Raw genomic sequence first — 23,051 nt, forward strand, 5'->3', positions numbered from 1 at the left:
ACCGTTCCCACCCACGCCTTTCCTGATTCAGGTACAGTCGCCGGATGCGTCTGATCGCCCTCCTTTTCCTGCTGTTGTTCGTGGCCGCCGGTATCATTTTCGGTGCGCTCAACGCCGACCTCGTGCCCTTCGATTTCGGGTTCGCCCGCGCGTCCCTGCCCAAGGGGGGCGCCATGCTCGCGTTCCTGCTGGTGGGCTGGGTGCTGGGTGGGCTTACGGCCTGGGTGGGTACCTCGTTCGCCCACCAGCGCAAGCGCCGCCGGGCCCTGGGTGAGCGCAAGGTAGCCAGCGCGAAAGCCGCATGAACCCGATCTGGTTGTTGGCGCTTGTCCCGCCCATCGCGTTCGCCTGTGGCTGGTGGCTGGCACGCCGTACCGATGCCGGGCGCTCCGGCGCGCGGGTCAACGAACTGTCGTCCGATTACTTCCGCGGGCTGAATTACCTGCTCAATGAAGAGCAGGACAAGGCGCTCGAGGTGTTCCTGCGCCTGGCGGAGTACAACCGCGACACGGTCGAAACCCACCTGGCGCTAGGTAACCTGTTCCGCAAGCGCGGCGAGGTGGACCGTGCGATCCGGCTGCACCAGCACCTCGTATCCCGGCAGGGCCTGTCGGATGAAATGAAGACCGTGGCCTTGCTCGAGCTGGGTGAGGACTACATGCGCGCGGGCCTGCTCGACCGGGCCGAGACCCTGTTCTCCGACCTGGTCGCGATGGATGCGCTGGCGCCGTCTGCCTTGCGCCACCTGATCGCGATTTACCAGCACGAGCGCGAATGGCATAAGGCCATCGATCATGCCCGCCGGCTGGAAGCCATGACCGGCGAAGACGAGGCCGCCATGATCGCGCAGTTTTACTGCGAGCTGGCGGAGCAATCGCGGCAGCACGGGGCCCGTACCGAGGCGCGCGATTACATCCGCGAAGCGTTCGCTTGCCAGGCGGATTGCGTGCGCGCGCACATGATCGCCGGGCGCTTGTCGTCGGAAGACGACGATATGCCGAACGCCATTGCCTCCTACGAGGCGGCCATCGCGGCAGATATCGCATTCGTCCCCGAGATCCTGCCGCCACTGCTTCATTGCTATGCCCGTTCGCAGCAGATGGACCGCGCCGAGACCTTTCTTCGCGAGATCATGGGGCGCTATCACGGAATCTCCCCGGTGCTCGCACTCACGCGCCTGTATGAAGGGCGCGACGGTGAGCGCACCGCCATCGATTTCCTCACCGGCCAGTTGCGCAAGCGGCCCTCCGTGCGCGGCCTCATGGCGCTGATCGACGCCACCATGGACAAGGTATCCGGCGAAGCCCGCGAGAATTACCTGATCCTGCGTGACCTGACCCGCAAGTTGCTCGAAGGCCAGGCCATGTATCGCTGCAGCCGCTGTGGCTTCGGTGCGAAGGCCCACCACTGGCAGTGCCCGAGCTGCAAGAACTGGGGCACCGTGCGACCCATCCACGGTGTCGCCAACGAATGAGCCTGCCGTTGCCCGACCCGCACGTGTTCGCCGCGGGCTGCCTCCTTGTCGCCTTCCTTGTTTCGTTCGGCTGTGTGCGCGTGGCGATCGCGTATGCCCATCGCAAGGGCATGCTCGATGCGCCCGGGCAGCGCCGGTCGCACAGCGTGCCGACGCCGCGGGGCGGGGGGATTGGCATCGTCATTGGCGCCCTTGTCGGTATGCCGGCCGCCCTGCTGTTACTCCCGCCATCGCCAGGCGCAGGGGTGGTCGGTGCGTTTACGGTGGGGGTCATCGCCATCGCGGCCATCGGCTGGCTGGATGACCACGGTTCGCTGCCGATCAAGCCGCGCCTGCTCATCCAGCTGGCGGCGACGCTGCTCTTTTGCGTGGCCGTATCCAGCCACACCGCAAGCTTATGGTGGGCCGTCCCACTACTTCTTGCGGGGGTTTGGTGCATCAACCTGCATAACTTCATGGACGGGATCGACGGCATCGCCGCCATGCAGGCCATGTTCTTTGGCGGGGCCACCGCGCTGGTCGCCGCAAGCGCCGGGGCCTATGGCATCGGCATTGCCGCGGCTGCCCTGGATGCCGCGGCCGCCGGGTTCTGGTGGTTCAACCGCTCGCCGGCACGCATTTTCATGGGCGACGTCGGTAGTGCGACGGTTGGGTTCATTGTTTTCGCCCTCACAGCCATGCTCTGGGCCTGGCGCACCGACCTGCTATGGCCTGAACTTATCCTGTCCTCGGCGTTCGTTATCGACGCGACCTTGACGCTGCTCGTGCGCATCCTGCGCGGTGCTCGCTGGTACACTCCCCATCGCGAGCACCTGTACCAATGGCTCGTGAGGCGGGGGGAATCCCATACACGGGTGGCCACGGGGTACCTGGTGTGGAATCTTTTCGTTTGTGTACCCAGCGCATGGATCGCGCTCCGCCATCCGGCGGTGGCGCCCGCATGCTGCGGGGTGGCCTACCTGCTGGGGGCAGCGGCCTGGCGTACTGGCAAGCGGTCGTGCTTGCGTCGAAGGGAGCGACATGTTTCTGCGTAAATTCATAGGCATCATCCACCCCCGCACTGCCGTGGTCGCTCACGACCTGGCCATGGCGGCCTTCGCATGGTGGATTGCGAAATCACTGCGCTATGCGCTGATGCCCGAGTCGGCGCCGGTCACCTACCTGCCCATGGAATTCCCGCTGGTCCTCCTGGTGCAGGGCGCGGTATTCAACTGGACGGGCCTGTACAAGGGCGTATGGCGCTTCGCCAGCCTTCCCGATCTGTGGAACATCATCAAGGCCACCGTGATCGGCTCGCTCATCATTGGCCTGGCCATGGTGATGTACGCGCGCCTGGACGGTGTACCGCGCTCGGTCCTCCTGGTGTACCCGGTGGTGCTGGTCGTGCTGCTCGGCCTTCCGCGCCTCAGCTACCGCTTCTGGAAAGATAGCCGCATCGATCTGTTCCAGTCCGTGCCGACCAAGCGCGTGCTGATCGTCGGTGCCGACCGCGCGGGTGACGCGCTGGCCCGCGACCTGCGCCGCGACAGCCGCTACAGCGTCATCGGTTTTGTGGACGATAACCTGGCCTTGCGCGGTGCGCAGATCGGTGGTGTGCCGGTACTGGGCACGGTGGACCAACTCGCCGAGTTGTCCAAGGCGGTGGCCGTCCAGATGCTGCTGATCGCGGTGCCGGGCGCCACCACGGCGCAGATGCGTCGCATCGTCGCGTTTTGCGAAAGCACGGGCTTGCCGTTTCGCACGGTGCCCCGCCTGGAAGATGTGGTCGCCGGCCGGGCGCAGTTCAACGAGATCAAGGAAGTCGCGATCGAGGATCTGCTTGGCCGCGATGCCGTGGAGCTCGACTGGACGGCCATCCGCGAAACGATCAGTGGCCGCCGCGTGCTGGTCACCGGCGGTGGCGGCTCGATCGGTTCGGAGCTGTGCCGGCAGGTCGCCCGCCTGGGCGCCGCCTCGCTCACCGTCGTGGAAATGTCCGAGTACAACCTGTACCGCATCGGCCAGGAGCTGACCTCGGCGTATCCCGAGCTGATCTTCAACGGGGTGCTTACCGACGCGCGCGAGTCCGTCGCGGTGCAGCGCCTGTTCGAAGAAACTCAGCCGCAGATCGTCTTCCATGCCGCGGCGTATAAGCACGTGCCCATGCTGCAGGGCCAGCTGCGTGAGGCCTTCCGCAACAACGTCCTGGGTACGCGCGTAGTGGCCGACGCGGCCGTGCGTTGCGGTGCCGAAACCTTCGTCCTCATTTCGACCGACAAGGCGGTGAACCCCACCTCGGTGATGGGTGCCTGCAAGCGCATGGCGGAGATCTGGTGCCAGAACCTCGCGGCGCATACGGCGACACGTTTTATCACCGTGCGTTTCGGTAACGTCCTTGACTCGGCGGGTTCGGTGGTTCCGCTGTTCCGCCGGCAGATCCGCCAGGGCGGCCCGGTGACCATCACCCATCCGGAGATTTCGCGCTACTTCATGACCATCCCCGAGGCCTGCCAGCTGATCCTGCAGGCGGCCACGCTGGGGAAGGGGGGCGAGATCTTCGCGCTGGACATGGGCGACCCGGTCAAGATCCGCGACCTGGCTGAACAGATGATCCGGCTCGCCGGCAAGCGTCCCGGTTCTGACATACAGATTGTCTACACCGGTTTGCGTTCGGGCGAAAAGTTGTTCGAGGAGCTGTTCCACCCGCTGGAAAACTACACGAGTACTACCCACGCCAAGATCTTCCAGGCGCAACACCGCCAGGTCTCGTGGGATCTGCTGCAAACGCAACTGGGCCGCGCCGAAGAAGCGGTGTGGGCCTTTGACGAAGAAACCTTGCGTCGGTGCGTATCGCAGCTGCTGCCCTCGTTCCGCTGGAGCGAGCCGCAGGTCGATAACGTGCTGCCGCTTCGCCGCAACGAAAGTGGAGACATCGCATGACCCAACCCCTGCGCACGGTGGTATTTCCGGTAGCTGGCCTCGGTACGCGCTTCCTTCCCGCGACCAAGGTGGTAGCCAAGGAGATGCTCCCGGTGCTCGACCGCCCGCTCATCCAGTACGCCGTGGATGAGGCCGTCGACGCCGGTGCCGACACGCTGGTGTTTGTCACCAACCGTTACAAGCACGCGATCGCCGATTACTTCGACAAGGCCTACGAGCTCGAAGAGAAGCTGGCCGAGAAGAACAAGGAGGAGCTGCTTGGCATCCTCCGTGGCATCCTTCCGCCGCGCGTGCGTTGCGTGTTCGTCACCCAGCCGGAGGCCCTGGGCCTCGGCGATGCGGTGCTGCGCGCGAAGGCCGTGGTCAACGAGGAGTATTTCGGCGTGATGCTGCCGGATGACCTTATCTGGACGAAGGGCCGTGGCGCCCTGGGCCAGATGTCCGACCTGGCTTACAAGGAGCACGCCGGCGTCATCGCCGTTGAGGAAGTGCCTGAGAAGGACACGGACAAGTACGGCGTGGTGAAGCTCAGCAGCGAGATCAGCGACCGTGCGGGCCGCATCGAGCACATGGTGGAGAAGCCGAAGCCGGCCGATGCACCGTCGAACCTTGCCGTGGTCGGCCGCTACGTGCTGCCGCGCGAGATCTTCGGCTTCCTGGAGCGTACGCGCGCCGGTGCCGGCGGTGAAATCCAGCTCACGGATGCGATCGAGAACCTGCTGAAGGACAAGGGCCAGGTGCTGTCGTACAAGTTCGAAGGCACGCGCTTCGATTGCGGCAACAAGGCGGGCCTTGTCCGCGCGACCCTGGCGATGGCTTTGGAAGATCCGAAGCTGGCGCCGATCGTTCGCGAATACGCGGCGATGTAATACGAAAAGCCCGGCAATCGCCGGGCTTTTCTGTAGGAGCCCACCCTGTGGGCGACATCTTTCGCAGCGGCGCCGCAGATGCCGCGGCACCAACGCGAACCGCGTCACTTACAAAGTAAGCGCATGCATCGACCGGTCAATGCACCGGCAACGACGGCAGGAACTTCGGCCGCTGGAACGCATTCGCCTTCTGCTCCACGCCATAGGCGATCGCGATCAACGTCGGCTCGCTCCACTTCGCGCCGAAGAACACCACGCCCACCGGCAGTTCATGCGCGAAATCGACGGGCAGGGTGATCGACGGGTAGCCAGCGATGGCGGCCGGTGCCGAGACGCCGCCCACGGTCGGGTCACCGCTGACCACGTGATCGCCGAGCACCAGGTCGTTGACGAAGGCAGGCCCCCAGCTCGGTGCGAGCAACGCATCGAGGTGATCCTTCGCCAGCGCTGCGTCGATACCTTCCGGGCCGGCAAGCCGCTTGTTCTTCTCGACGATCTCCTTGTACTTCGGATCGTCGAGGCCGCCCTTTTCCTGCGCCATGAGGAACAGCTCCTGGCCGAACCACGGCATCTCCTGGTCCTTGTGCGCCTCGTTGAAGGCGATGAGGTCGGCCAGGGATTTCATGGGCTGGTTCGGGCGTGTGGCGAGGTACGCGGCGATGTCGTGCTTGAACTCGTAGAGCATCACATCGAGTTCGTGTTCGCTTAGTTCCTTCAGGTGAGGTATCTCAACGTTGTCTACAACGGTGGCACCCTGGGCTTTCAGGAGTGCGATCGTTTTCTCCAATGCGGCATCGGCGTTCGGCTCGATGCCGGCGAGCTGGCGAGCTACGCCGATGCGCTTGCCACGCAGTGCGTTCTGGTCGAGGAACTTTGTGTAGTCGGTGGCGTGCTTGTCGGCATCTTTCGTGGCCGGGTCGCTGGGGTCGCTGCCGGCGATGGCGCTCAACACGGTCGCTGCATCGGCGACGCTGCGGGCCATGGGGCCGGCGGTGTCCTGGCTATGCGAGATGGGGATGATGCCGGTGCGGCTGACCAGGCCGACGGTGGGCTTGATGCCGACCAGGCCGGTCATGGAAGCGGGGCAGATGATGGAGCCGTCGGTTTCGCTGCCAATCGCCACGGTCGCGAGGCCGGCGGCTACCGCTGAGCCCGAGCCGGCGCTGGAGCCGCAGGCGTTGCGATCGAGTACGTAAGGGTTGAGGGTGAGGCCGGCACGGCCGGTCCAGCCGCTGGTGGCGTGGTTAGAGCGGATGTTGGCCCACTCGCTGAGGTTGGCCTTGCCCAGGATCACTGCGCCGGCCTTGCGTAGCCGTGCGGCGACGGCGGAATCCTTCGGCGCCGTGCTGCCCGCCAGTGCCAGCGAGCCGGCCGTGGTCTGCATCCGGTCACCGGTGTCGATGTTGTCCTTCAGCAGGATGGGTATGCCGGCCAGCGGCCCCTTGCCCTTGCCGTTGCTCTTGCCAGCGATGGCGAGCGCGTCGGGGTTCGTCTCGAGCACGGCATTGACCCGCGGACCGGCTTTGTCGATCGTCGCGATGCGATCGAGGAAGAGCTGGGTCATGCCGGTGGGCGTCAGCTCGCCGCGGGCATAGGCCCGCTTCAACGTGGCGATGGAGGCGAAGGCATCGTCCTCGCCGGCATCGCGCGCGTGGGCGGCGAGCGGTAGCAGGAGTGCGAGCGCGGCGACGAGTGCGTGGCGGTGCTGCGGCATAAGGTCTCTCCCCCGGTGGTCCGGTCGATGGTAGCCCAGCGGCCGTGCGCCGTGTGGCTATACTCAGCCGACACCCAAGGTGGACCCCAGGGGAGCAGGCGGATGCGACGTTCGTTCGGATGGATCGTGCTGGCCGTGATTGCGCTCGCGTTCGCGACGCATGCCCACGCGCAGGCATCGCCGCCTGTGCCCGATACGCTTGAGCAGCGCATCGCCGCGTGCACCAGTTGCCATGGCCCGCACGGGGAAGGGGGCAACGATGCCTTCAAACCGCGCCTGGCCGGCAAGCCCGCCGGTTACCTCCTGCGCCAGTTGCAGGATTTCCAGAAGGGCCTGCGCCATTACGAGATCATGGAGTACATGGTCGCGCCGCTGGATGAGGCGTACATGCGCGAGATCGCCGAGTACTTCGCGGGCCAGCAAGTTCCCTATGAAACGCACCCGACGCCGGCGATGACGCCGGCGGCCATGGCGCGCGGTGAGCAACTGGTCACGAAGGGCGATGCGGCGAAGGGGGTGCCCGCATGCATGGCATGCCACGGGCCGAACCTCACGGGCGTGCAGCCCGATATTCCCGGCCTGGTCGGCCTTCCGTATGACTACGTGAGCGCGCAATTAGGCTCATGGCGGACCAACACGCGCAGCACCACGGCTCCCGACTGCATGGCGACGGTGGTCAGCCGGCTCACTGACGCCGACATCAGCGCCGTCTCAGCGTGGCTGGCCTCACGTCCCGTGCCGCCCGACGCGCACGCGGAACCCGCCGGGAGCGTAAAGCCGCCCCTTCACTGCGGCGTACTGGGAGGCTGACCTGATGAAGACCGCCCTCCAGATCGCCGCGCTGCTGGTAGCCCTTACCACCTTTGGAAGCGCGCTCGCGCGCGATGCCCTTACCGAAGGCCAATACCTAACCACCATTGGCGATTGCGCCAGCTGCCATACGGCTCGAAACGGCAAGCCCATGGCGGGCGGTCGCGTGGTTCCCACGCCGTTCGGCGCCATCCCTTCCCCGAACCTCACCCCCGATCGCGAAACCGGACTGGGCGAGTGGTCGGCCGATGACTTCTACCAGGCGCTGCACAGCGGCAAGGCGCACGACGGTACATCGCTCTACCCGGCGTTCCCGTTCACCTCGTACACCAGGGTGACCCGCGCCGACAGCGATGCCATGTTCGCCTACCTGAAATCATTGCCCGCGGTGCGCAACCCCGACACCCCGAATACGTTGCGCTGGCCGTACCGCATGCGTTCGCTCATGGCGACATGGCGGCTCATGTATTTCGACGAAGGCGAGTACCCGTCCGACCCGAAGCAATCCGCGCGATGGAATCGTGGTGCGTACCTCGTCCAGGGCCTGGGCCACTGCAACGAATGCCACGCCAGTCGCAACAGCTTCGGTGCGATGGTGACCGATCCCTACCTCGCAGGTGGCCTGATCCCGGTGCAGAACTGGTATGCGCCGGATCTGTCGATGGGCCCGGAGGGTGGCCTTGCCGGCTGGAGCGAAGCCGATGTCGTGGCACTGCTTAAAACAGGCCGGTCATCGAAGGGCAGTGCCCTTGGGCCCATGGCGGAGGTGGTGCTCAAGAGTACGCAGCACCTCACCGACGACGACCTTGCTGCTATCGCCACCTACCTCAAGACATTGCCGCCGCGCGCCCCGGTGCGTCAGCGCGGCAACGCCGTGGATGCCGCGCAGGTGGCCCAGGCCGGACAGAAGGTATACGCGCAGCACTGCGCGGACTGCCATGGCGCCGACGGCCGCGGCAAAGGCGATGCGTACCCGCCGCTCGATGGCAATGTCAGTGTGACCGAGCCGAGCGGTATCAACGCGATCCGCGTGGTGCTCTCCGGTGGATTCGCCCCGGCCACGGCATCGCATCCGCGGCCTTACTCCATGCCGCCATTCGCGCAGGTACTTACCGATGATGATGCGGCGGCCGTGGTCACGTACATCCGTCACGCGTGGTCGAACCGTGCGTCATCGGTATCGCCGAACGACGTGCGTGCCTACCGGTCGACGCCGGGCGGTATCTGAAGCACTTCATCCGCCATCGCCCGCCAGGTCGCGAGGTTCCACGAGCCGCGGGCCTGGCCGGAGGGTGAGGGGAGTACCCACGCGTTCGCGCCGCCGAAGCGTTCGGGTTGCCGTCCGGTCGCAATGCCTTTACCGAGTGCGGCCATACCCGCCTGCTTGCTGGTGAAGGCGATGATGCGTGGCGCGAACGTCCGGACCTTCGCTTGCAGTGCTTCAACATCGAATGCATCGCGCGGCAGCTGATTATCGTTACCGTGATGATATTTCGCGAGGTCGGTAAAACCGATGCCGAAACCCCGCATCAGTGGGTACTCGGCCGGTGCGAACAGCCGCGGTGTGAGCCCTATGGCGTGCAGCGCGCGCCAGAACATGTTGCCCGGATGCGCGTAATACGCGCCATCACGTGCGGAGCGTGTGCCTGCCGCCGTGCCGCAAAACACAAGGCGAAGGCCCGGCTCAAGCACGTCGGGCAGGATGTGTTGCGCGGAATCGGCATCGCTCATGCGGTTACTTTAACCTGCGTTTGATGCGCCACAACAAAGCCTAGACATAAGGACCGCTAGGGTAAGGGCCCATGAACTCCTCCGACTGGATGCCCGACGTCTCGCATCCGTGGACGCGTTTTGCGCTGGTGATCATCATCGCGCTCGTGGTCGCGGGCCTCATCCATCGCGTTTCCGACGCCTTGTTGCGCCGGCTTGCGTTACGGCATCCCATGGGTGCCAGCATCGTAGCGAAGGCGAACACGCCGCTGGAGGCCATCGTGCCACTGGTCATGGTGCTGCTGGCCTTTCGCGTGGCGCCCGACGAGCCAGCGCGACTGATCGATGGGCTGGAGCACCTGCTTGGGGTGGGCCTGATCGGCGCGTGTACGTGGTTCCTCGTGCGCTGTATCGGTGCGGTTGAGGCCACGGTGTCGCGCTTCAACCCGATCGACCTCGAAGACAACCTGCGTGCGCGGCGCCTGCAGACCCAATCGCGCGTGCTGGCGCGGACGGGCATGGTGGTGACCGTGGTGCTGGGCATCGGCGTGGCGCTGATGACATTCCCCGCCGTCCGGCAGTTCGGCGCCAGCCTCCTGGCCTCGGCGGGTATCGCAGGCATCGCCGTGGGCCTTGCCGCCAAGCCGGTGCTGGGCAACCTGATCGCCGGCATCCAGATCGCACTGACCCAACCCATCCGCATTGATGATGTCGTGATCGTCGAGGGTGAGTGGGGCAAGGTGGAAGAGATCACCAGCACCTACGTCGTGGTGAAGATCTGGGATGAGCGGCGGATGATCGTGCCGTTGCAGTACTTCATCGAGACCCCGTTCCAGAACTGGACGCGTACCTCGTCACAGATCCTTGGCTCGGTGCTGCTATGGTTCGACTACGGCCTGCCGCTGGAGCCATTGCGTGGCGAGTTGGAGCGCATCTGCAAGGGTGCCTCCGAGTGGGATGGCCGGGTCATGGTGATGCAGGTAGTGGACAGTAACGACAAGGGCATGCAGATCCGCGCCCTGGTCAGTTCGTCGAACTCTGGCAAGTCGTTCGACCTGCGCTGCAAGGTTCGCGAGGGCCTCATCGCCTTCGTCCGCCGTGAGTCCCCCGCCTACCTGCCACGCCTGCGCGGCGATCTGGAAAGCCAGGTCCGCGGCGTCGAAGCTGCCCCGGTCCCTTTCACTGCCAAGCGATCAGGCCGGGTGTATGGACAAGGCTGATCGTGCACAAGCGCGCCCGTACAAGAGCGAGCGCACGCCAGCGGTATAGTGTCCGCCATCAGGCACACCGCCCGGAGCTTTAGCCATGTCCAGCAACGAACACACCCCTGAACACGCCGCCCACCGCTGGTTCGCAAAAAGTCTCGATGACCTGGGCCACGCCGAACGCCACCTGCTCGACCGCCTGATGCAGCGCAAGCTGGTGGCGGAGAACATCAACGAGGTTTTCCGCGAGGATATGAGCTTTGGCGAGCGCCTGGCCGACAAGGTGTCGCGCTTTGGTGGCTCGTGGACGTTCATCATCGTGTTCGCGCTGATTCTGCTGGCATGGACGGGCGCGAACAGCTGGGTCTTGCACAAGCCATTCGATCCGTACCCGTACATCTTCCTCAACCTGATGCTGTCGATGCTGGCGGCGGTGCAGGCGCCGGTGATCATGATGAGCCAGAACCGCCAGGCGGCGAAGGATCGGATGGATGCGACGAACGACTACAAGGTGAACCTGAAGGCCGAGATCGAGATCATGGGCCTGCATGAGAAGCTGGACCAGATGCGTAACGACCAGCTGCAGTTGATGCTGATGAAGCAGCAGGAGCAGATCGACCTGTTGTTGAAGCTGGTGCGCGAGCGGGGCGACTGAGTCGGCTTGCCTTTGGCTTCGCGCTGGTTAAGCGGTTCATTCGCTGGGCGAATGCGTGTTCTTAGCGGCATCCGCCGCCTCGCTCTGGTTAGCTTGAGGCCGAGAGCCGTCGGTGCCCACCCTCGCTGCTCAGACAGGTCCTCCGCGTTCGTACCGGAGTGCGCCTCCGGCGCATATGTACCTAATTGGCCTACGGCCGCTCTCTTGTGCGGAACTCGCCTCGAGGGTGGGCACCGACGACTCTTTTGACCCATGAGGTTGAGTGAGTGGAGAGCCGCGGCGTTGTCTGCGGATAGGTTGGTGCGGTCGGGCATGCGTGGGCGGACAGCTGCTCCGCCCACCGACAGGGGCGGCCGTGCGGCGTGTATCGGCAAGCGCGGCGTCGTGGCAGCGTTTGCCGATCGTCGCGTGGTGATGCGTTATGGCCTCACCGCTGCGTAGGTTGATCGCGTGCAAGCGGGCTCCTACACGAGCCTGGCGCATTCATTAATCAGATCGCGGTAACCACTCCCTTGTAGGAGCTCACCCTGTGGGCGACATCTTTTCGCCGAGCGCGCAGGTCCTGCGGCGGTATCGCGAAAGCTGTCGGCCACAGGGTGGCCTCCTACAGGGGCATGGCGTCACGAGCTACGAGCTCGCCCGCCAAGCCACCTCATGGGTGAAGAGAGCCGTCGGTGCCCACCTTCGAGGCGAGTTCCGCACAAGAGAGCGGCCGTAGGCCAAATAAGTACACATGCCGCGCAGCGGCATTCCGCACCGAACGCGGAGGACCTGTCTGAGCAGCGAGGGTGGGCACCGGCGGCTCTTCGCCTCAAGCCCGCCAGGGCGAGGCGGCGGATGCCGCTAAGAACATGCATTCGCGCCAGCGGATGAGCCGCTTCACTAGCGCCAAGCTGAAGGCGAGCCCACGCGGGCATGCACAAAAAAGCCCGGCTTTCGCCGGGCTTTTCGGTTGGCTTGCGGGTGGTGATTAACCGCCGCGCGAAGCCTTCTTGCGATCGTTTTCCGTCAGGTGCTTCTTGCGGAGGCGGATCTCCTTCGGCGTGACTTCGACCAGCTCGTCATCGTCGATGAAGTCCAGTGCCTGCTCCAGCGTGAACTTCGTGGCCGGGGTCAGCTGGATCGCATCGTCCTTGCCCGAGGCGCGCATGTTGGTCAGCGGCTTCGGCTTGATCGCGTTCACGGTCAGGTCGTTGTCCTTCGCGTGGATGCCGATCAGCTGGCCTTCGTACACCGAATCACCTTCAGCGGCGAACAGCTTGCCACGCTCCTGCAGCGGCCCAAGCGAGTAGGCCGGGGTGGTGCCCGGGGCGTTCGCGATCATCACGCCGTTCTGGCGCTTGGCGATCGGTGCCGGGGTGTACGCACCGTAGTGCTTGAACACGTGGAACAGCAGGCCCGAACCCTGGGTGAGGGTCTTGAACTGGTTCTGGAAGCCGATCAGGCCGCGCGCCGGGATTTCGTACTCAAGGCGCACGCGGCCATTGCCGTCGGACACCATGTTCTTCAGGTCGCCCTTGCGGATGCCCAGACGCTCCATCACGCCGCCCTGGTGCTGCTCTTCGATGTCGATCACCAGCTCTTCGATCGGCTCCATCTTCTGGCCGTCGATATCCTTGAGGATGACTTCCGGGCGCGACACGGCCAGCTCGTAGCCTTCGCGGCGCATGTTCTCGATCAGCACCGACAGGTGCAGTTCGCCACGGCCCGAGACCAGGAACTTGTCGGCGTCGGAGCCGTCTTCCACGCGCAGGGCCACGTTGTGCACCTTCTCGCGGTCCAGGCGCTCACGCAGCTGGCGGCTGGTGAGGAACTTGCCGCCGGAGAGATCCTTGTGACCCACGAACGGCGAGTTGTTCACCTGGAAGGTCATGCTGATCATCGGCTCGTCGACGCTCAGCGGCGGCAGCGCTTCCGGGGTATCCAGCGCGGTGACGGTATCGGAGATGGTCAGCTCGGGGATGCCGGCGATGGCGACGATGTCGCCCGCCTCGGCGGTGTCCTGCTCGATGCGCTCGAGGCCGAGGAAGCCCAGCACCTGGACAACCTTGCCCTGGCGCTTCTTGCCTTCACGGTCGATCACGGCGACCGGCATGCCCTTCTTCAGGGTGCCGCGCTGGATGCGGCCGATGCCGATGACGCCGACGAAGTTGTTGTAGTCCAGCTGGCTGATGCGCATCTGGAACGGGCCTTCCGGATCCACGTCCGGCTTCGGCGCGTGCTGCATGATCGCTTCATACAGCGGGGTCATGTCGCCTTCGCGGGCGTTCTCGTCCAGCGAGGCGTAACCGTTCAGCGCCGAGGCGTAAACGATCGGGAATTCCATCTGCTCATCGGTGGCGCCGAGCTTGGCGAAGAGATCCCACACCTGCTCGACCACCCACTCCGGACGCGCACCCGGGCGGTCAACCTTGTTGACGACCACGATGGGCTTGAAGCCCATGGCGAAGGCCTTCTGGGTCACGAAGCGGGTCTGCGGCATCGGGCCGTCCATCGCATCGACGAGGATCAGCACGGTATCGACCATCGACAGCACGCGCTCGACTTCGCCACCGAAGTCAGCATGCCCCGGGGTGTCGACGATGTTGATGCGGTTCTTGACGCCCTTCTTCTTGTCTTCCCAGGTGATGGCCGTGTTCTTGGCCAGGATCGTGATGCCACGCTCCTTTTCCTGGTCGTTCGAATCCATGACGCGCTCGGCGAGCACGGTGCGCTCGTTGAGCGTGCCCGACTGCTTCAGCAGCTGGTCGACGAGGGTGGTCTTGCCATGGTCGACGTGGGCGACGATGGCGATATTGCGCAGGAATTCGATGGACATGCGTCGTGCACCGGCGTTAAGCCGGGCGGCCTCTTTGGGATGGGAAGCCGACGATTATAAAGACTTTTTCGAACTTTCGCATGACGGCGCCGGGGCCCGGTCTCGGGCCCCGGCGCGACCGGCTTTTTAGGGCTCGATTGGGGCGTCCTGGCAGCTGGGCGGCAGGTATTTCGGGTCGATACCCTCGGCCGAGCAACTCCATTGGATGGTCTTGCCTTCGACCGTGGGCGTCATGATCAGCTGGCCGCCCTCGAGCTTGGCGTTGGTCTTGTGGGGCGGCGTGGTGTCGAAGGTACCCACGATCTCGCCGCCGGGGCCAATTTCGATGCTGCCCAGGAAGTTATCGCTGAGCGTCTCGGGCTTACCCAGCCCCGCCGCCGCGTTGTTCGCGGGGAACTTGCCGGTAGCCAGGCGGTGCTCGGTGACAGCGACCTTCACGGCGCCCATGGACGCCGCGGCGGCGCCGACCTGGCTCCGGATCGTATAGACCTGGTACTGCGGGATCGCGATGGCCGCGATGATCGCCGCCGTGGCGACCGTGGCCATGCCCGTGGCGCCGCCACCGGCACCGGCCAGTTCAACCGGGGACTGCTCGTAGGTGACCGACAGGGCCAGCGTTTCCTTGTCGACCTCCAGCCCGGCACCGATTACGCCCTTGTCGGGCAAGCCCAGGGTGTGGGCCGAGGGCAGGGCGGCGATATCGCCATCCGAGCCGGCCACGCCAGTCATCGCCTGCAGGATGGACAGGTAGGTGTAGTACGCATCGCGCTGGGCACCGTGGCTGGTGGCGGCAAAGCCGGCCACCGTGCGCTGGCCCTGGAAGGCGTGGGCCTTGAACCAGTCCTCCATGGAGGCGCTGGGGCCGGCCGCCGAGCGATCGGAAAGGGCCTGGGGCACCTTGGCGAAGATTGCCCAGTCGCCTTCCTCGGTCCACCATGCGCGGCCGCCCGTGCGGGCTACGACGCGCATGAGGTTCTGCAGTTCCGGCGGGGTATTCGGCTGCAGCACGTCGTCCGCACCGTTGGGTGCGGTCATCCAGTGCACTTCCTCGCCATCGACCTTGGTGGTGCCGGTCTTCCACCCGAACTGGGCGTTCTGGGCGATGCGATCGTGCCAGGCCTTCCAGTCGCGCACGCGCACGGCCGTGTAGGTACCCGCGTCATCGGCGAAGAAGATGTATTCGGGGCCAAACCAGCTGAAGTAATCCGTCGGCGCCATGTGCAGGCGCTTCTGCAGCGTGGCGCCGAACTCGCGGATCTTCTTCGCCCCGTCCGGGCCGAAATCGAGGTTGATGTTGGCATCCATTGCCTTCCAGGCCCCGGCGGTAGGCGCGGCGAGGGTGAAAGCCCAATGCGCATCGCCCACTGTCTTGAACGTCGGCGCGAAGGAGGTGGGGGCGAGGTACTGCAGCAGGCGCGCCTGCGGCGAGTGGATCAGCAACTGGAGCTGGCCGCGGCCGTTGACCGTGCCCGCGCCGAACGCGATGGCATCGGCCTTGGAGGCGAAGTCAGCGGGCAGCTTGCCGAGCGGGGAATCGCCCGCCTGCGCCGCGGCGACGGCACCGACGCCGCGGACAGTTACCCAGCCGAAGAAGCCTTCACCGCTGGTGTCGATCCGCGCTTCAAGCGCAGTGAGCAGGGGCGGCACCGTGGCCGCGTTGGCCTTGTAGATGTCCGCAGCCAGGCCGGTCAGGGTATGTGCATCCATAGGTTCGTTCTTGCCGACCGGCACGGCACTGGCGAGCCACAGCCGGTGCTGGGCCACATCGAAATGCACGGCCGCCGAGCCACCGGCCAGCATGCCGTTACCCTCGGCATCGAGCGGTGCCGATAGCAGCTTCTCGTCACCGGCCAGGCTGGCCAGGCGCGCATTCAGCGCATCCACGCTCGGGAAATCGACCAGCGCCGTGGCCATCATCCGCGACGAAGGCGACGGGATGCCGAGCGGATCGACCAGGGCGATCTCGATGGGTGAACGCACATCGCCAAGCAGGAGGTTGAGCGCAGGCGCGAGTTTCAGGTCGGCGAGCAGCTTGTCCTTCGCCAGCGCGTCCCGGATCTGCGCGATCGCATCGAGGTGCGCTTTTGCCGATAGCGCCGCATCGAGCGGCCGGCCATTCGGCACGGCGTTGAGCATGCCCCATGGCGAGGGGATGCGCAGGTAAGCGACCGTCTGCGCAGGCAGGTGCTGGCGCAGCCATGCCGGTGACGAAAGCGACGCCTGCGCGGCGGCCACGGCCTGCGGATCAGCGCTGGGCGCCTCTTCCTTCTTGTGGCAGGCCACCAGGCCCAAAGCGGCGGAAATGGCTGCGCCAAGCAGCACGGTACGACGGGCAATCATTGCTCGGTATCCCCTGGGTTCGTCCGGCTCCTGCCGGGAAGGCTGGAGCATAACGCGTGGCGTGCCAGCCTGTCCTTCGACGGCCTTGCAGGAGCGCGCTGACGTTCAAGCCAGGTATGTATATAGCCCCTCGTCCTGTCCTATGCTGCGCATCCGCAGAACAGGGAGCGTCCATGCGTTATCGAATCGCCGTTGCAGTCTTGCTTGCGCTGTCACTCACCGCGTTGTCGGTTCCTGTCTGGGCGCAGGGCCGCCCAGGCATCGATGAGTTCATCCGTCGCGCAGGCGTGGTCATCGCCGCACAGAATTCCGCAGGATCACCTCTGCCCGCAACGGACCCCCGGGTTCACGCGCTTCTGGCGTCCGCCACCGGCGAGGCCGTTTTCGGCCAGGGGCCGGATACGGCGCAGGATCTCAATCGCCTTGTCGGCGATGTCAGCGCATGCCGGATCGCTGCCGAAGGGCGATCGCGAGTCGGTGATGAAGGACATACGGGAATTACGGCAGGCCGAGATTCAGATGTACGCCGGCTTCTTTACGATGATGCCCATGTATGAGGATGACGCTCGCGCGATGCATGTTGCCATGCTTGCGGCCGCCTCCGATTCAGCGCCTGCCGTTGCTGGCGCGTTGACCGTGCCGCAGCGCAGGGATATGTACTTCAAGGTCGTTCGCGCGGCGGCCTTCAGCAAGCCCGACGAGGCGGCGAGGTTCGAGAGCATCAAGCAGGCGTTCGATGGCAAGGAATGCGTTGGCCTGTGTGCATTTGGCGAATAGATAGGCAGGGGTTACCGGGTGATTATGCGTTTTTGTCGAATTTTCTGTCTGGGCACGCTGGCGATCGCCAGCCTTTCGCGGCCTGTCCATGCGGGTGATTTGCCAGGCGCCGATGAATACCTCCGCCTTGCCGACGTGGTGATCGCGGCGCAGAAGGAAGCGGGCGCGGCGCTCCCGGAGTCCGACGCACGTGTGCAGGCGCTCGTCGCCGCGGCATCGGACCGCAAGGTCTTCGGACGGTCGTCGATCGCCGAGAGTCGCTCCATGTCTGGTGAGGATGTGATCCGTGTAAGTGACATCATGATCAGGACAGGAGAGGTGCTGCACGCATACCTTAAAACGGATACCGCGACATCGCCGCCGAAGGATCTCCTTGCCGGGGCCGTCGTGAACGCCAGAAAGTATGAAGGTGTAGTCGGCCCGTTGTTTGCCTTCTCCCTCTCAACGACGGGCCGGGCCATCGCGGGCTTTACGACGCTGCTTGGCAAGGTGCCGGCGGATCAGCGCGCGGCGAAGATGCCTGCTGTACGTGAGATCCGGCGTGGCTCGGTGATCTTGCTTTCGGACGTCTTTGGCATGACATGGCCCGTTGAAGGCGCTGAGGCCGATGCACGTGAGGATATCCTCCACGCCGCCGCTGACGTTGCACCCGTGGTGGCGGGCGCACTGACGCTCGCGGAGCGAAAGGACATCTGGAGGCGTGCATTTCGCGCGCACGTGCTTGCCGCGCCGGGTGACCAGGCGACCTTCCAGAAAATCGAGCGGGCATTCATGAGTGCGGACTGCGTCGACCTATGTGCATTTGGTGAATAACCGCTGGGTGGTATGGTTGCCCGATCGCAATAGCAGGACTGGCCGCGGTGACCGATACGTTTGGCGAAGTGCGGGTGACCCTTCATCGCGGCGATGACGACCTGCTGACTGCGGGTCTTGGTTTGCGAGGACTTGCAGGTGTGCCGGCGAGGTTCGTATCGCCTGCCGCGCCTACCGCAGGAGAACTGCGCCGCCGATCCATCCAGAGCAGCTGGCGAGGCATCGCGGATCTGGGCCCACTTGGCGGGTTCGGTAGCGTGTACGGTGATGTCCCCGACGTTCCCGGCCGCGAGTTCACCACGTTCGCATGGCTACACGGCGCGCGTCATCCACACCGCGTGCTCGCCCAGATACCGGATGCCTTCGACAAGCAAGCGCGTTGCCTGGTCGTCGCCGCATCGTCGGGCTCGCGCGGTATCTACGGGCCAGTGGCGCTGGCGGGTGGCTGGGGATTGCCGCGTGGTTGCGCGGTGGTCTACACGGACAAGGGCACGGGGGCGGGTTATTTCGATCCGGCTGATGGCACGGGCGTGACGCTTGACGGTACGCGCGCGAAGGCGGGCGACGCCGTCCTGGAGTTCGAGCCCAAGGGTGTGCCGCGCGATGCGGGCGTGGCGGCCAAGCATGCCCATTCGGGCGATCACCCGGAGGCGGAATGGGGTAGGCACGTCCTGCAGGCTGCGCGGTTCGGTCTGGCGATGCTCGATCGTGCGTATCCGGATGAGGCGCCCTTCACGCCACAAAACACGCGCATCATCGCGACGGGCCTTTCAAACGGCGGCGGCGCGGTATTACGCGCCGCTGGTGACGATGCCGAAGGCTTGCTTTCCGCGGTCGTCGCGCTGGAGCCGAACATCCACATCGAAGGCCATGGCCGCCCCTTCTATGATTACGCCACCGAGGCGGCGTTGCTGCTTCCTGCCGCTCTATCCGCGCCCGAGTTTGACGATGTGCCCTTCGCGAGAGCCGGGATGGCCACGCCACCCGCATGGGTGCTGCGCGGCGCCGCGCTGCGTGCGCACGGCAAGCTTTCAGGTAACACGCCGCAGGCGCAAGCGGCGGAAGCACTGTCGATGCTCCGTGCATCGGGGTGGCGCGACGAGGCGCTGAAGGTTGCAGCTTCATCCACCTGGCTGGACCTGTGGCGCTCGGTCACCGTGGCCTATGCATCCTCGTACCTGCGCCGGGAGGCGGGCGACATGCCTTGTGGGTTTTCGTACGAGGCGCAGCGCATCGGCGGCGTCACCACGCCTGCCGACGCGATCGTCCGCGCGGCCTGGTGGGCCGACGGGTCTGGCGTACCTCCCCATGCCGGCATCACCCTGGCGGGAGGCATGGATCTCTCGCTCGACCCGACCCTGCCGGGTTGCCTGTGCCTGCGCGACTTGTGGACGGGGCAGGGCGAGGATGCTCAAAAACTAAGGGAAGGCGTGGCTGCCACGGCCGCCGCCATGCCGCGCGAGGATTTGCCCATCCTGGTGGTCCACGGCACCGACGATGGCCTGATCCCGGTCAGCTTCAGCGCCGAGCCCTACGTGGCCTGGCTCCGTGCCCATGGCCGCTCCCCGGTATTCTGGAAAGTCCCCTACGCCCAGCACTTCGATGCCTTCTTGGCCTTCCCAGATTTCGGCGACCGCCATGCCCCGTTGCTGCCTTTCGGCTATGCCGCGCTTGACCGGGCCTGGGCGCACCTGACCACCGGCCGCGCCCTCCCGGAAGACGCCCTGGTCCGCGATACCCAGCCCCGTGGCCCCGGGCCGCTTACCGCCAAGACCCTGGCCTTGCCGCCAGGCTAATCCTTTCATCACGCAGTGCCGCTTGAGTTCTTTGGCCCCGGGCGCCATCTTCGTTAGCCTTTGCAGCCTCCCCTGGGCCGGGCGCAATCCGCGTTTGGCCGAATTTCAACGAGTTACAGGAAATACGATGACCATTAACGTCACCATGAAGACCAATAAGGGCGACATCCACCTGCGCCTGCACGACGACAAGACCCCGATGACGGTGGCCAACTTCGTGAACCTGGCCAAGCGTGGTTACTACGACGGTCTGTCGTTCCACCGCGTCATTGCCGATTTCATGATCCAGGGTGGCTGCCCGGAAGGTTCCGGCCGCGGTGGCCCGGGTTACCGTTTTGGCGACGAGTTCGACAGCAGCCTGAAGCACGACAAGCCGGGCATCCTCTCGATGGCCAATGCCGGCCCGGGCACCAATGGCTCGCAGTTCTTCATCACCCACGGCCCGACCCCGTGGCTGGATGGCAAGCACAGCGTCTTCGGTGAAATCGTGGGTGCGGAAGACCAGGCCGTGGTCGATGCCATCCGCCAGGAAGACACCATCAATAAGGTGGAAGTGTCCGGCGACGTGGACGCCCTGCTCGAGAAGCAGGCCGCCAAGGTCAAGGAGTGGAACACGGTGCTGGACGCTCGCTAAGCGCCCCGGCCCCCCCTGTTTAAAACGAAACGCCGCCCCCTGGGGCGGCGTTTTGCTTTGGCGCCATCCAGCCGTGGGCCCATGCTAAAATAGCGGCCTTTGTTCCGTCCCCACGACGAGGAAACGATGCCGCAGCTCGCCAAGCGTATGGGTCGCGCCAAGCCCAGTGCGATCATGGTTATTGCCGAGAAGGCCAAGCGCCTGAAAGCCGAGGGGCGCGACATCGTCAGCTTCTCGATCGGCGTCCCCAACTTCCTCCCCGGCGAGCACGTCTACGCCGCCGCCCGCGAGGCGCTGGCGAAGGATTCCGGCCAGTACGGCAGCAACCGCGGCGCCGATGCCCTGGTCAACGCCTTCCTCAAGCACATCGAAGCCCTGGGCCTCACCGGCTATAAGCCGGAGAACGTCAGCACGGGCGTCGGTGCCAAGCAGATCCTGTACAACCTGGCCGAAGCCCTGCTCGATGAAGGCGATGAAATCGCTTTCCCGGCCCCGTACTGGACCAGCTACCTCGATATCGCCGAGATCGTCGGGGCGAAGATCAACATCCTGCCGTGCCCGCCCGAGCAGCACTACAAGCTCACCCCGGCACAGCTCGAAGAGGCCCTGCAGCGCAAGCCGCGCGTGTTCCTCTTCAACAACCCCTCCAACCCCACCGGTATGGTCTACACGCGCGATGAAATCGCCGCGCTGGCCGATGTGATCGTGAAGTACCCGGAAACCTGGGTGATCACCGATGACATCTACAACACCATGGTGTTCGATGGCGTGGGTTACCACAACTTCGTGCACGTGCGCCCGGAGCTGAAGGACCGCGTGATCTTCGTCGATTCGCTGTCGAAGACCTACGGCATGCCGGGCTGGCGCGTGGGCTTCATCGCCGCGCCTGCCGAGGTCGCCAAGGCGGTCACCACGCTCAACTCCAACCACATCACCAGCCTGCCTGAAGTCGTCACCGCCGCCGCGGTGGCCGCCCTTGCGGGTCCGCAGGATGTGCCCGAGCAGAAGTGCATTGAGTTCGCCGCCAAGCGCGATCGCGTCTACAACGCGCTGGTGTCCATTCCCGGCGTGGTCTGCCCGCGTCCGCAGGGCGCGTTCTACGCGTTCCCGGATATCTCGGTGGCCTTCGGCAAGCAGCACAACGGCGTCGCCATTACCGATGACGTCACCTTCTGTGCCGCGCTGCTGGAAGCCAAGGGCGTGGCCTGCGTGCCGGGTTCCGCCTTCGGCGAGCCGCGCGCGCTGCGCATTTCCTATTCCTGCCCGGATGAGGCACTCGACAAGGGCATGGCCCGCATCGTCGAGTTCTTCGCCGAGCTGAACTGATCGTCAGTCCCACACGCGATATCCCTGAGGAGTCGAAACATGAAAGCACCCGTTCGCGTTGCCGTCACCGGCGCAGCCGGCCAGATCGGCTATGCCCTCCTGTTCCGTATCGCCGCCGGCGACATGCTGGGCCCGGACCAGCCGGTGATCCTGCACCTGCTCGAAATCACCCCGGCGCTGCCGGCCCTGCAGGGCGTGGTGATGGAGCTCAACGATTGCGCCTTCCCGACGCTGGCCGGCGTGGTCGCCACCGATGACCTCAACGTTGCTTTCAAGGACGTGGATTACGCCCTGCTCGTCGGCGCGCGTCCGCGCGGCCCGGGCATGGAGCGCAAGGATCTGCTCGAAGCGAACGGCGCCATCTTCGGTCCGCAGGGCAAGGCCCTGAACGATCACGCCAAGCGTGACGTGCGCGTGCTGGTGGTCGGTAACCCGGCCAACACCAATGCGCTGATCGCCCAGCAGAACGCCCCGGACCTGGATCCGAAGTGCTTCACCGCCATGGTGCGCCTGGACCACAACCGCGCCCTGTCGCAGCTGGCCGAGAAGACCGGCACGCACAGCACCGATATCAAGAAGCTCACCATCTGGGGCAACCACAGCTCCACCCAGTACCCGGACCTGCACACCACCACGGTGAAGGGCAAGCCGGCGCTGGAGCAGGTCGACCAGGCGTGGTACGAGGGTGACTTCATCCCGACCGTGCAGCAGCGCGGCGCGGCCATCATCAAGGCCCGTGGCGCCTCGTCGGCCGCGTCGGCCGCGTCGGCCGCCATCGATCACATGCGTGACTGGACCCTCGGCACCGCCGAAGGCGACTGGGTCTCCATGGCGATCCCGTCGGATGGTTCGTACGGCGTCGAGCCGGGCGTCATCTTTGGCTACCCGGTCACCGTGAAGGATGGCAAGTACGCGATCGTGCAGGGCCTGGCGATCAATGCGTTCTCGCAGGCGCGTATCGACGCGACCGAAAAGGAATTGCGCGAAGAGCGCGCCGGCGTCGAGCACCTGTTCGCCAAATAAGCCGGCTGCGTAGCTCAGCCCATGTAGGAGCCCACCCTGTGGGCGACATCTTTTGACGGCCGGCAACAGGCCCTGTTGCTCTTCCGCGGAAGATGTCGCTCACAGGGTGAGCTCCTACTGCGATTTGGGGCGCTCACAGGGTGCGCCCATGCAATTTTTTACCCCATG

At 65.2% G+C, this 23,051-nt stretch carries 20 protein-coding genes; 16 read left to right on the plus strand and 4 right to left on the minus strand.

Features of this window, described 5'->3' with window-relative positions; translation table 11 throughout:
- Positions 1 to 44: 44 nt before the first annotated feature.
- From L2Y97_RS08720 to L2Y97_RS08740, 5 genes are read left to right on the plus strand one after another with little or no spacing between them, the layout of a single operon-like run.
- Positions 45 to 305, plus strand: coding sequence for a lipopolysaccharide assembly protein LapA domain-containing protein (locus L2Y97_RS08720; protein WP_247435541.1), 261 nt, complete (start codon positions 45 to 47; stop codon positions 303 to 305).
- Positions 302 to 1,474 carry a lipopolysaccharide assembly protein LapB gene (gene lapB, locus L2Y97_RS08725; RefSeq protein WP_247435544.1) on the plus strand — a complete coding sequence of 391 codons (1,173 nt, stop codon included), beginning with the start codon at positions 302 to 304 and terminating at the stop codon, positions 1,472 to 1,474. Before L2Y97_RS08720 ends, lapB begins: the two co-directional genes overlap by 4 nt.
- A complete protein-coding gene (locus L2Y97_RS08730; RefSeq protein WP_247435546.1) occupies positions 1,471 to 2,508 on the plus strand; it encodes an MraY family glycosyltransferase in 1,038 nt (345 codons plus the stop codon). Before lapB ends, L2Y97_RS08730 begins: the two co-directional genes overlap by 4 nt.
- A complete protein-coding gene (locus L2Y97_RS08735) occupies positions 2,495 to 4,393 on the plus strand; it encodes a polysaccharide biosynthesis protein (RefSeq protein WP_247435549.1) in 1,899 nt (632 codons plus the stop codon). Before L2Y97_RS08730 ends, L2Y97_RS08735 begins: the two co-directional genes overlap by 14 nt.
- The gene (locus L2Y97_RS08740; RefSeq protein ID WP_247435551.1) at positions 4,390 to 5,262 is read left to right on the plus strand and encodes a UTP--glucose-1-phosphate uridylyltransferase; all 873 of its coding nucleotides are present in this window, start codon (positions 4,390 to 4,392) and stop codon (positions 5,260 to 5,262) included. The genes L2Y97_RS08735 and L2Y97_RS08740 overlap by 4 nt, the downstream gene beginning before the upstream one ends.
- 136 nt (positions 5,263 to 5,398) lie before the next feature.
- Here the strand turns inward: L2Y97_RS08740 and L2Y97_RS08745 are convergent, their stop codons facing one another.
- Entirely contained in the window at positions 5,399 to 6,976 is a 1,578-nt protein-coding gene (locus tag L2Y97_RS08745) for an amidase (RefSeq protein WP_247435554.1), read from the minus strand.
- 102 nt (positions 6,977 to 7,078) lie between these two features.
- Here L2Y97_RS08745 and L2Y97_RS08750 point away from each other — a divergent pair, with 102 nt between their 5' ends.
- Both L2Y97_RS08750 and L2Y97_RS08755 read left to right on the plus strand, forming a co-directional pair.
- The gene (locus L2Y97_RS08750) at positions 7,079 to 7,786 is read left to right on the plus strand and encodes a c-type cytochrome (protein WP_247435556.1); all 708 of its coding nucleotides are present in this window, start codon (positions 7,079 to 7,081) and stop codon (positions 7,784 to 7,786) included.
- A gap of 4 nt (positions 7,787 to 7,790) precedes the next feature.
- Positions 7,791 to 9,014: a c-type cytochrome gene (locus tag L2Y97_RS08755; RefSeq protein ID WP_247435559.1), complete on the plus strand. Its 1,224-nt coding sequence runs from the start codon at positions 7,791 to 7,793 to the stop codon at positions 9,012 to 9,014.
- Here L2Y97_RS08755 and L2Y97_RS08760 read toward each other — a convergent pair.
- Complete coding sequence (locus tag L2Y97_RS08760) at positions 8,987 to 9,517, minus strand: mismatch-specific DNA-glycosylase (RefSeq protein ID WP_247435560.1); 531 nt, start codon at positions 9,515 to 9,517, stop codon at positions 8,987 to 8,989. The genes L2Y97_RS08755 and L2Y97_RS08760 overlap by 28 nt on opposite strands.
- Positions 9,518 to 9,588: 71 nt before the next feature.
- On the opposite strand from L2Y97_RS08760, the gene L2Y97_RS08765 reads away from it, so the two are divergent.
- Positions 9,589 to 10,716: a mechanosensitive ion channel family protein gene (locus L2Y97_RS08765; RefSeq protein WP_247435563.1), complete on the plus strand. Its 1,128-nt coding sequence runs from the start codon at positions 9,589 to 9,591 to the stop codon at positions 10,714 to 10,716.
- Positions 10,717 to 10,801: 85 nt separating this feature from the next.
- A complete protein-coding gene (locus tag L2Y97_RS08770) occupies positions 10,802 to 11,356 on the plus strand; it encodes a DUF1003 domain-containing protein (RefSeq protein WP_247435565.1) in 555 nt (184 codons plus the stop codon).
- Positions 11,357 to 12,326: 970 nt separating this feature from the next.
- On the opposite strand, the gene typA is transcribed toward L2Y97_RS08770, so the two are convergent.
- Together typA and L2Y97_RS08780 are read right to left on the minus strand one after the other, a co-directional pair.
- Positions 12,327 to 14,174 carry a translational GTPase TypA gene (typA, locus tag L2Y97_RS08775; RefSeq protein ID WP_247435568.1) on the minus strand — a complete coding sequence of 616 codons (1,848 nt, stop codon included), beginning with the start codon at positions 14,172 to 14,174 and terminating at the stop codon, positions 12,327 to 12,329.
- 126 nt (positions 14,175 to 14,300) lie between these two features.
- Complete coding sequence (locus tag L2Y97_RS08780) at positions 14,301 to 16,514, minus strand: pilin (protein ID WP_247435571.1); 2,214 nt, start codon at positions 16,512 to 16,514, stop codon at positions 14,301 to 14,303.
- Between the two features lie 173 nt (positions 16,515 to 16,687).
- On the opposite strand from L2Y97_RS08780, the gene L2Y97_RS08785 reads away from it, so the two are divergent.
- The 7 genes from L2Y97_RS08785 to L2Y97_RS08815 all read left to right on the plus strand — a co-directional run bounded on the left by L2Y97_RS08785 (position 16,688) and on the right by L2Y97_RS08815 (position 22,883).
- Complete coding sequence (locus L2Y97_RS08785; protein ID WP_247435573.1) at positions 16,688 to 17,071, plus strand: hypothetical protein; 384 nt, start codon at positions 16,688 to 16,690, stop codon at positions 17,069 to 17,071.
- A complete protein-coding gene (locus tag L2Y97_RS08790; protein WP_247435576.1) occupies positions 17,064 to 17,291 on the plus strand; it encodes a hypothetical protein in 228 nt (75 codons plus the stop codon). The genes L2Y97_RS08785 and L2Y97_RS08790 overlap by 8 nt, the downstream gene beginning before the upstream one ends.
- A gap of 18 nt (positions 17,292 to 17,309) precedes the next feature.
- Positions 17,310 to 18,104: a hypothetical protein gene (locus L2Y97_RS08795; RefSeq protein WP_247435579.1), complete on the plus strand. Its 795-nt coding sequence runs from the start codon at positions 17,310 to 17,312 to the stop codon at positions 18,102 to 18,104.
- Positions 18,105 to 18,151: 47 nt separating this feature from the next.
- On the plus strand, positions 18,152 to 19,900 hold the full coding sequence (locus L2Y97_RS08800) for a D-(-)-3-hydroxybutyrate oligomer hydrolase (RefSeq protein WP_247435581.1): 1,749 nt from the start codon (positions 18,152 to 18,154) through the stop codon (positions 19,898 to 19,900).
- Between the two features lie 127 nt (positions 19,901 to 20,027).
- The gene (locus tag L2Y97_RS08805) at positions 20,028 to 20,534 is read left to right on the plus strand and encodes a peptidylprolyl isomerase (RefSeq protein ID WP_247435584.1); all 507 of its coding nucleotides are present in this window, start codon (positions 20,028 to 20,030) and stop codon (positions 20,532 to 20,534) included.
- A gap of 126 nt (positions 20,535 to 20,660) precedes the next feature.
- The gene (locus L2Y97_RS08810; protein ID WP_247435587.1) at positions 20,661 to 21,860 is read left to right on the plus strand and encodes a pyridoxal phosphate-dependent aminotransferase; all 1,200 of its coding nucleotides are present in this window, start codon (positions 20,661 to 20,663) and stop codon (positions 21,858 to 21,860) included.
- A 39-nt stretch (positions 21,861 to 21,899) separates the two neighbouring features.
- Positions 21,900 to 22,883, plus strand: coding sequence for a malate dehydrogenase (locus L2Y97_RS08815; RefSeq protein ID WP_247435590.1), 984 nt, complete (start codon positions 21,900 to 21,902; stop codon positions 22,881 to 22,883).
- Positions 22,884 to 23,051: the final 168 nt, after the last annotated feature.

The organism is Luteibacter aegosomatissinici (assembly GCF_023078495.1).
Lineage (GTDB): Bacteria > Pseudomonadota > Gammaproteobacteria > Xanthomonadales > Rhodanobacteraceae > Luteibacter > Luteibacter aegosomatissinici.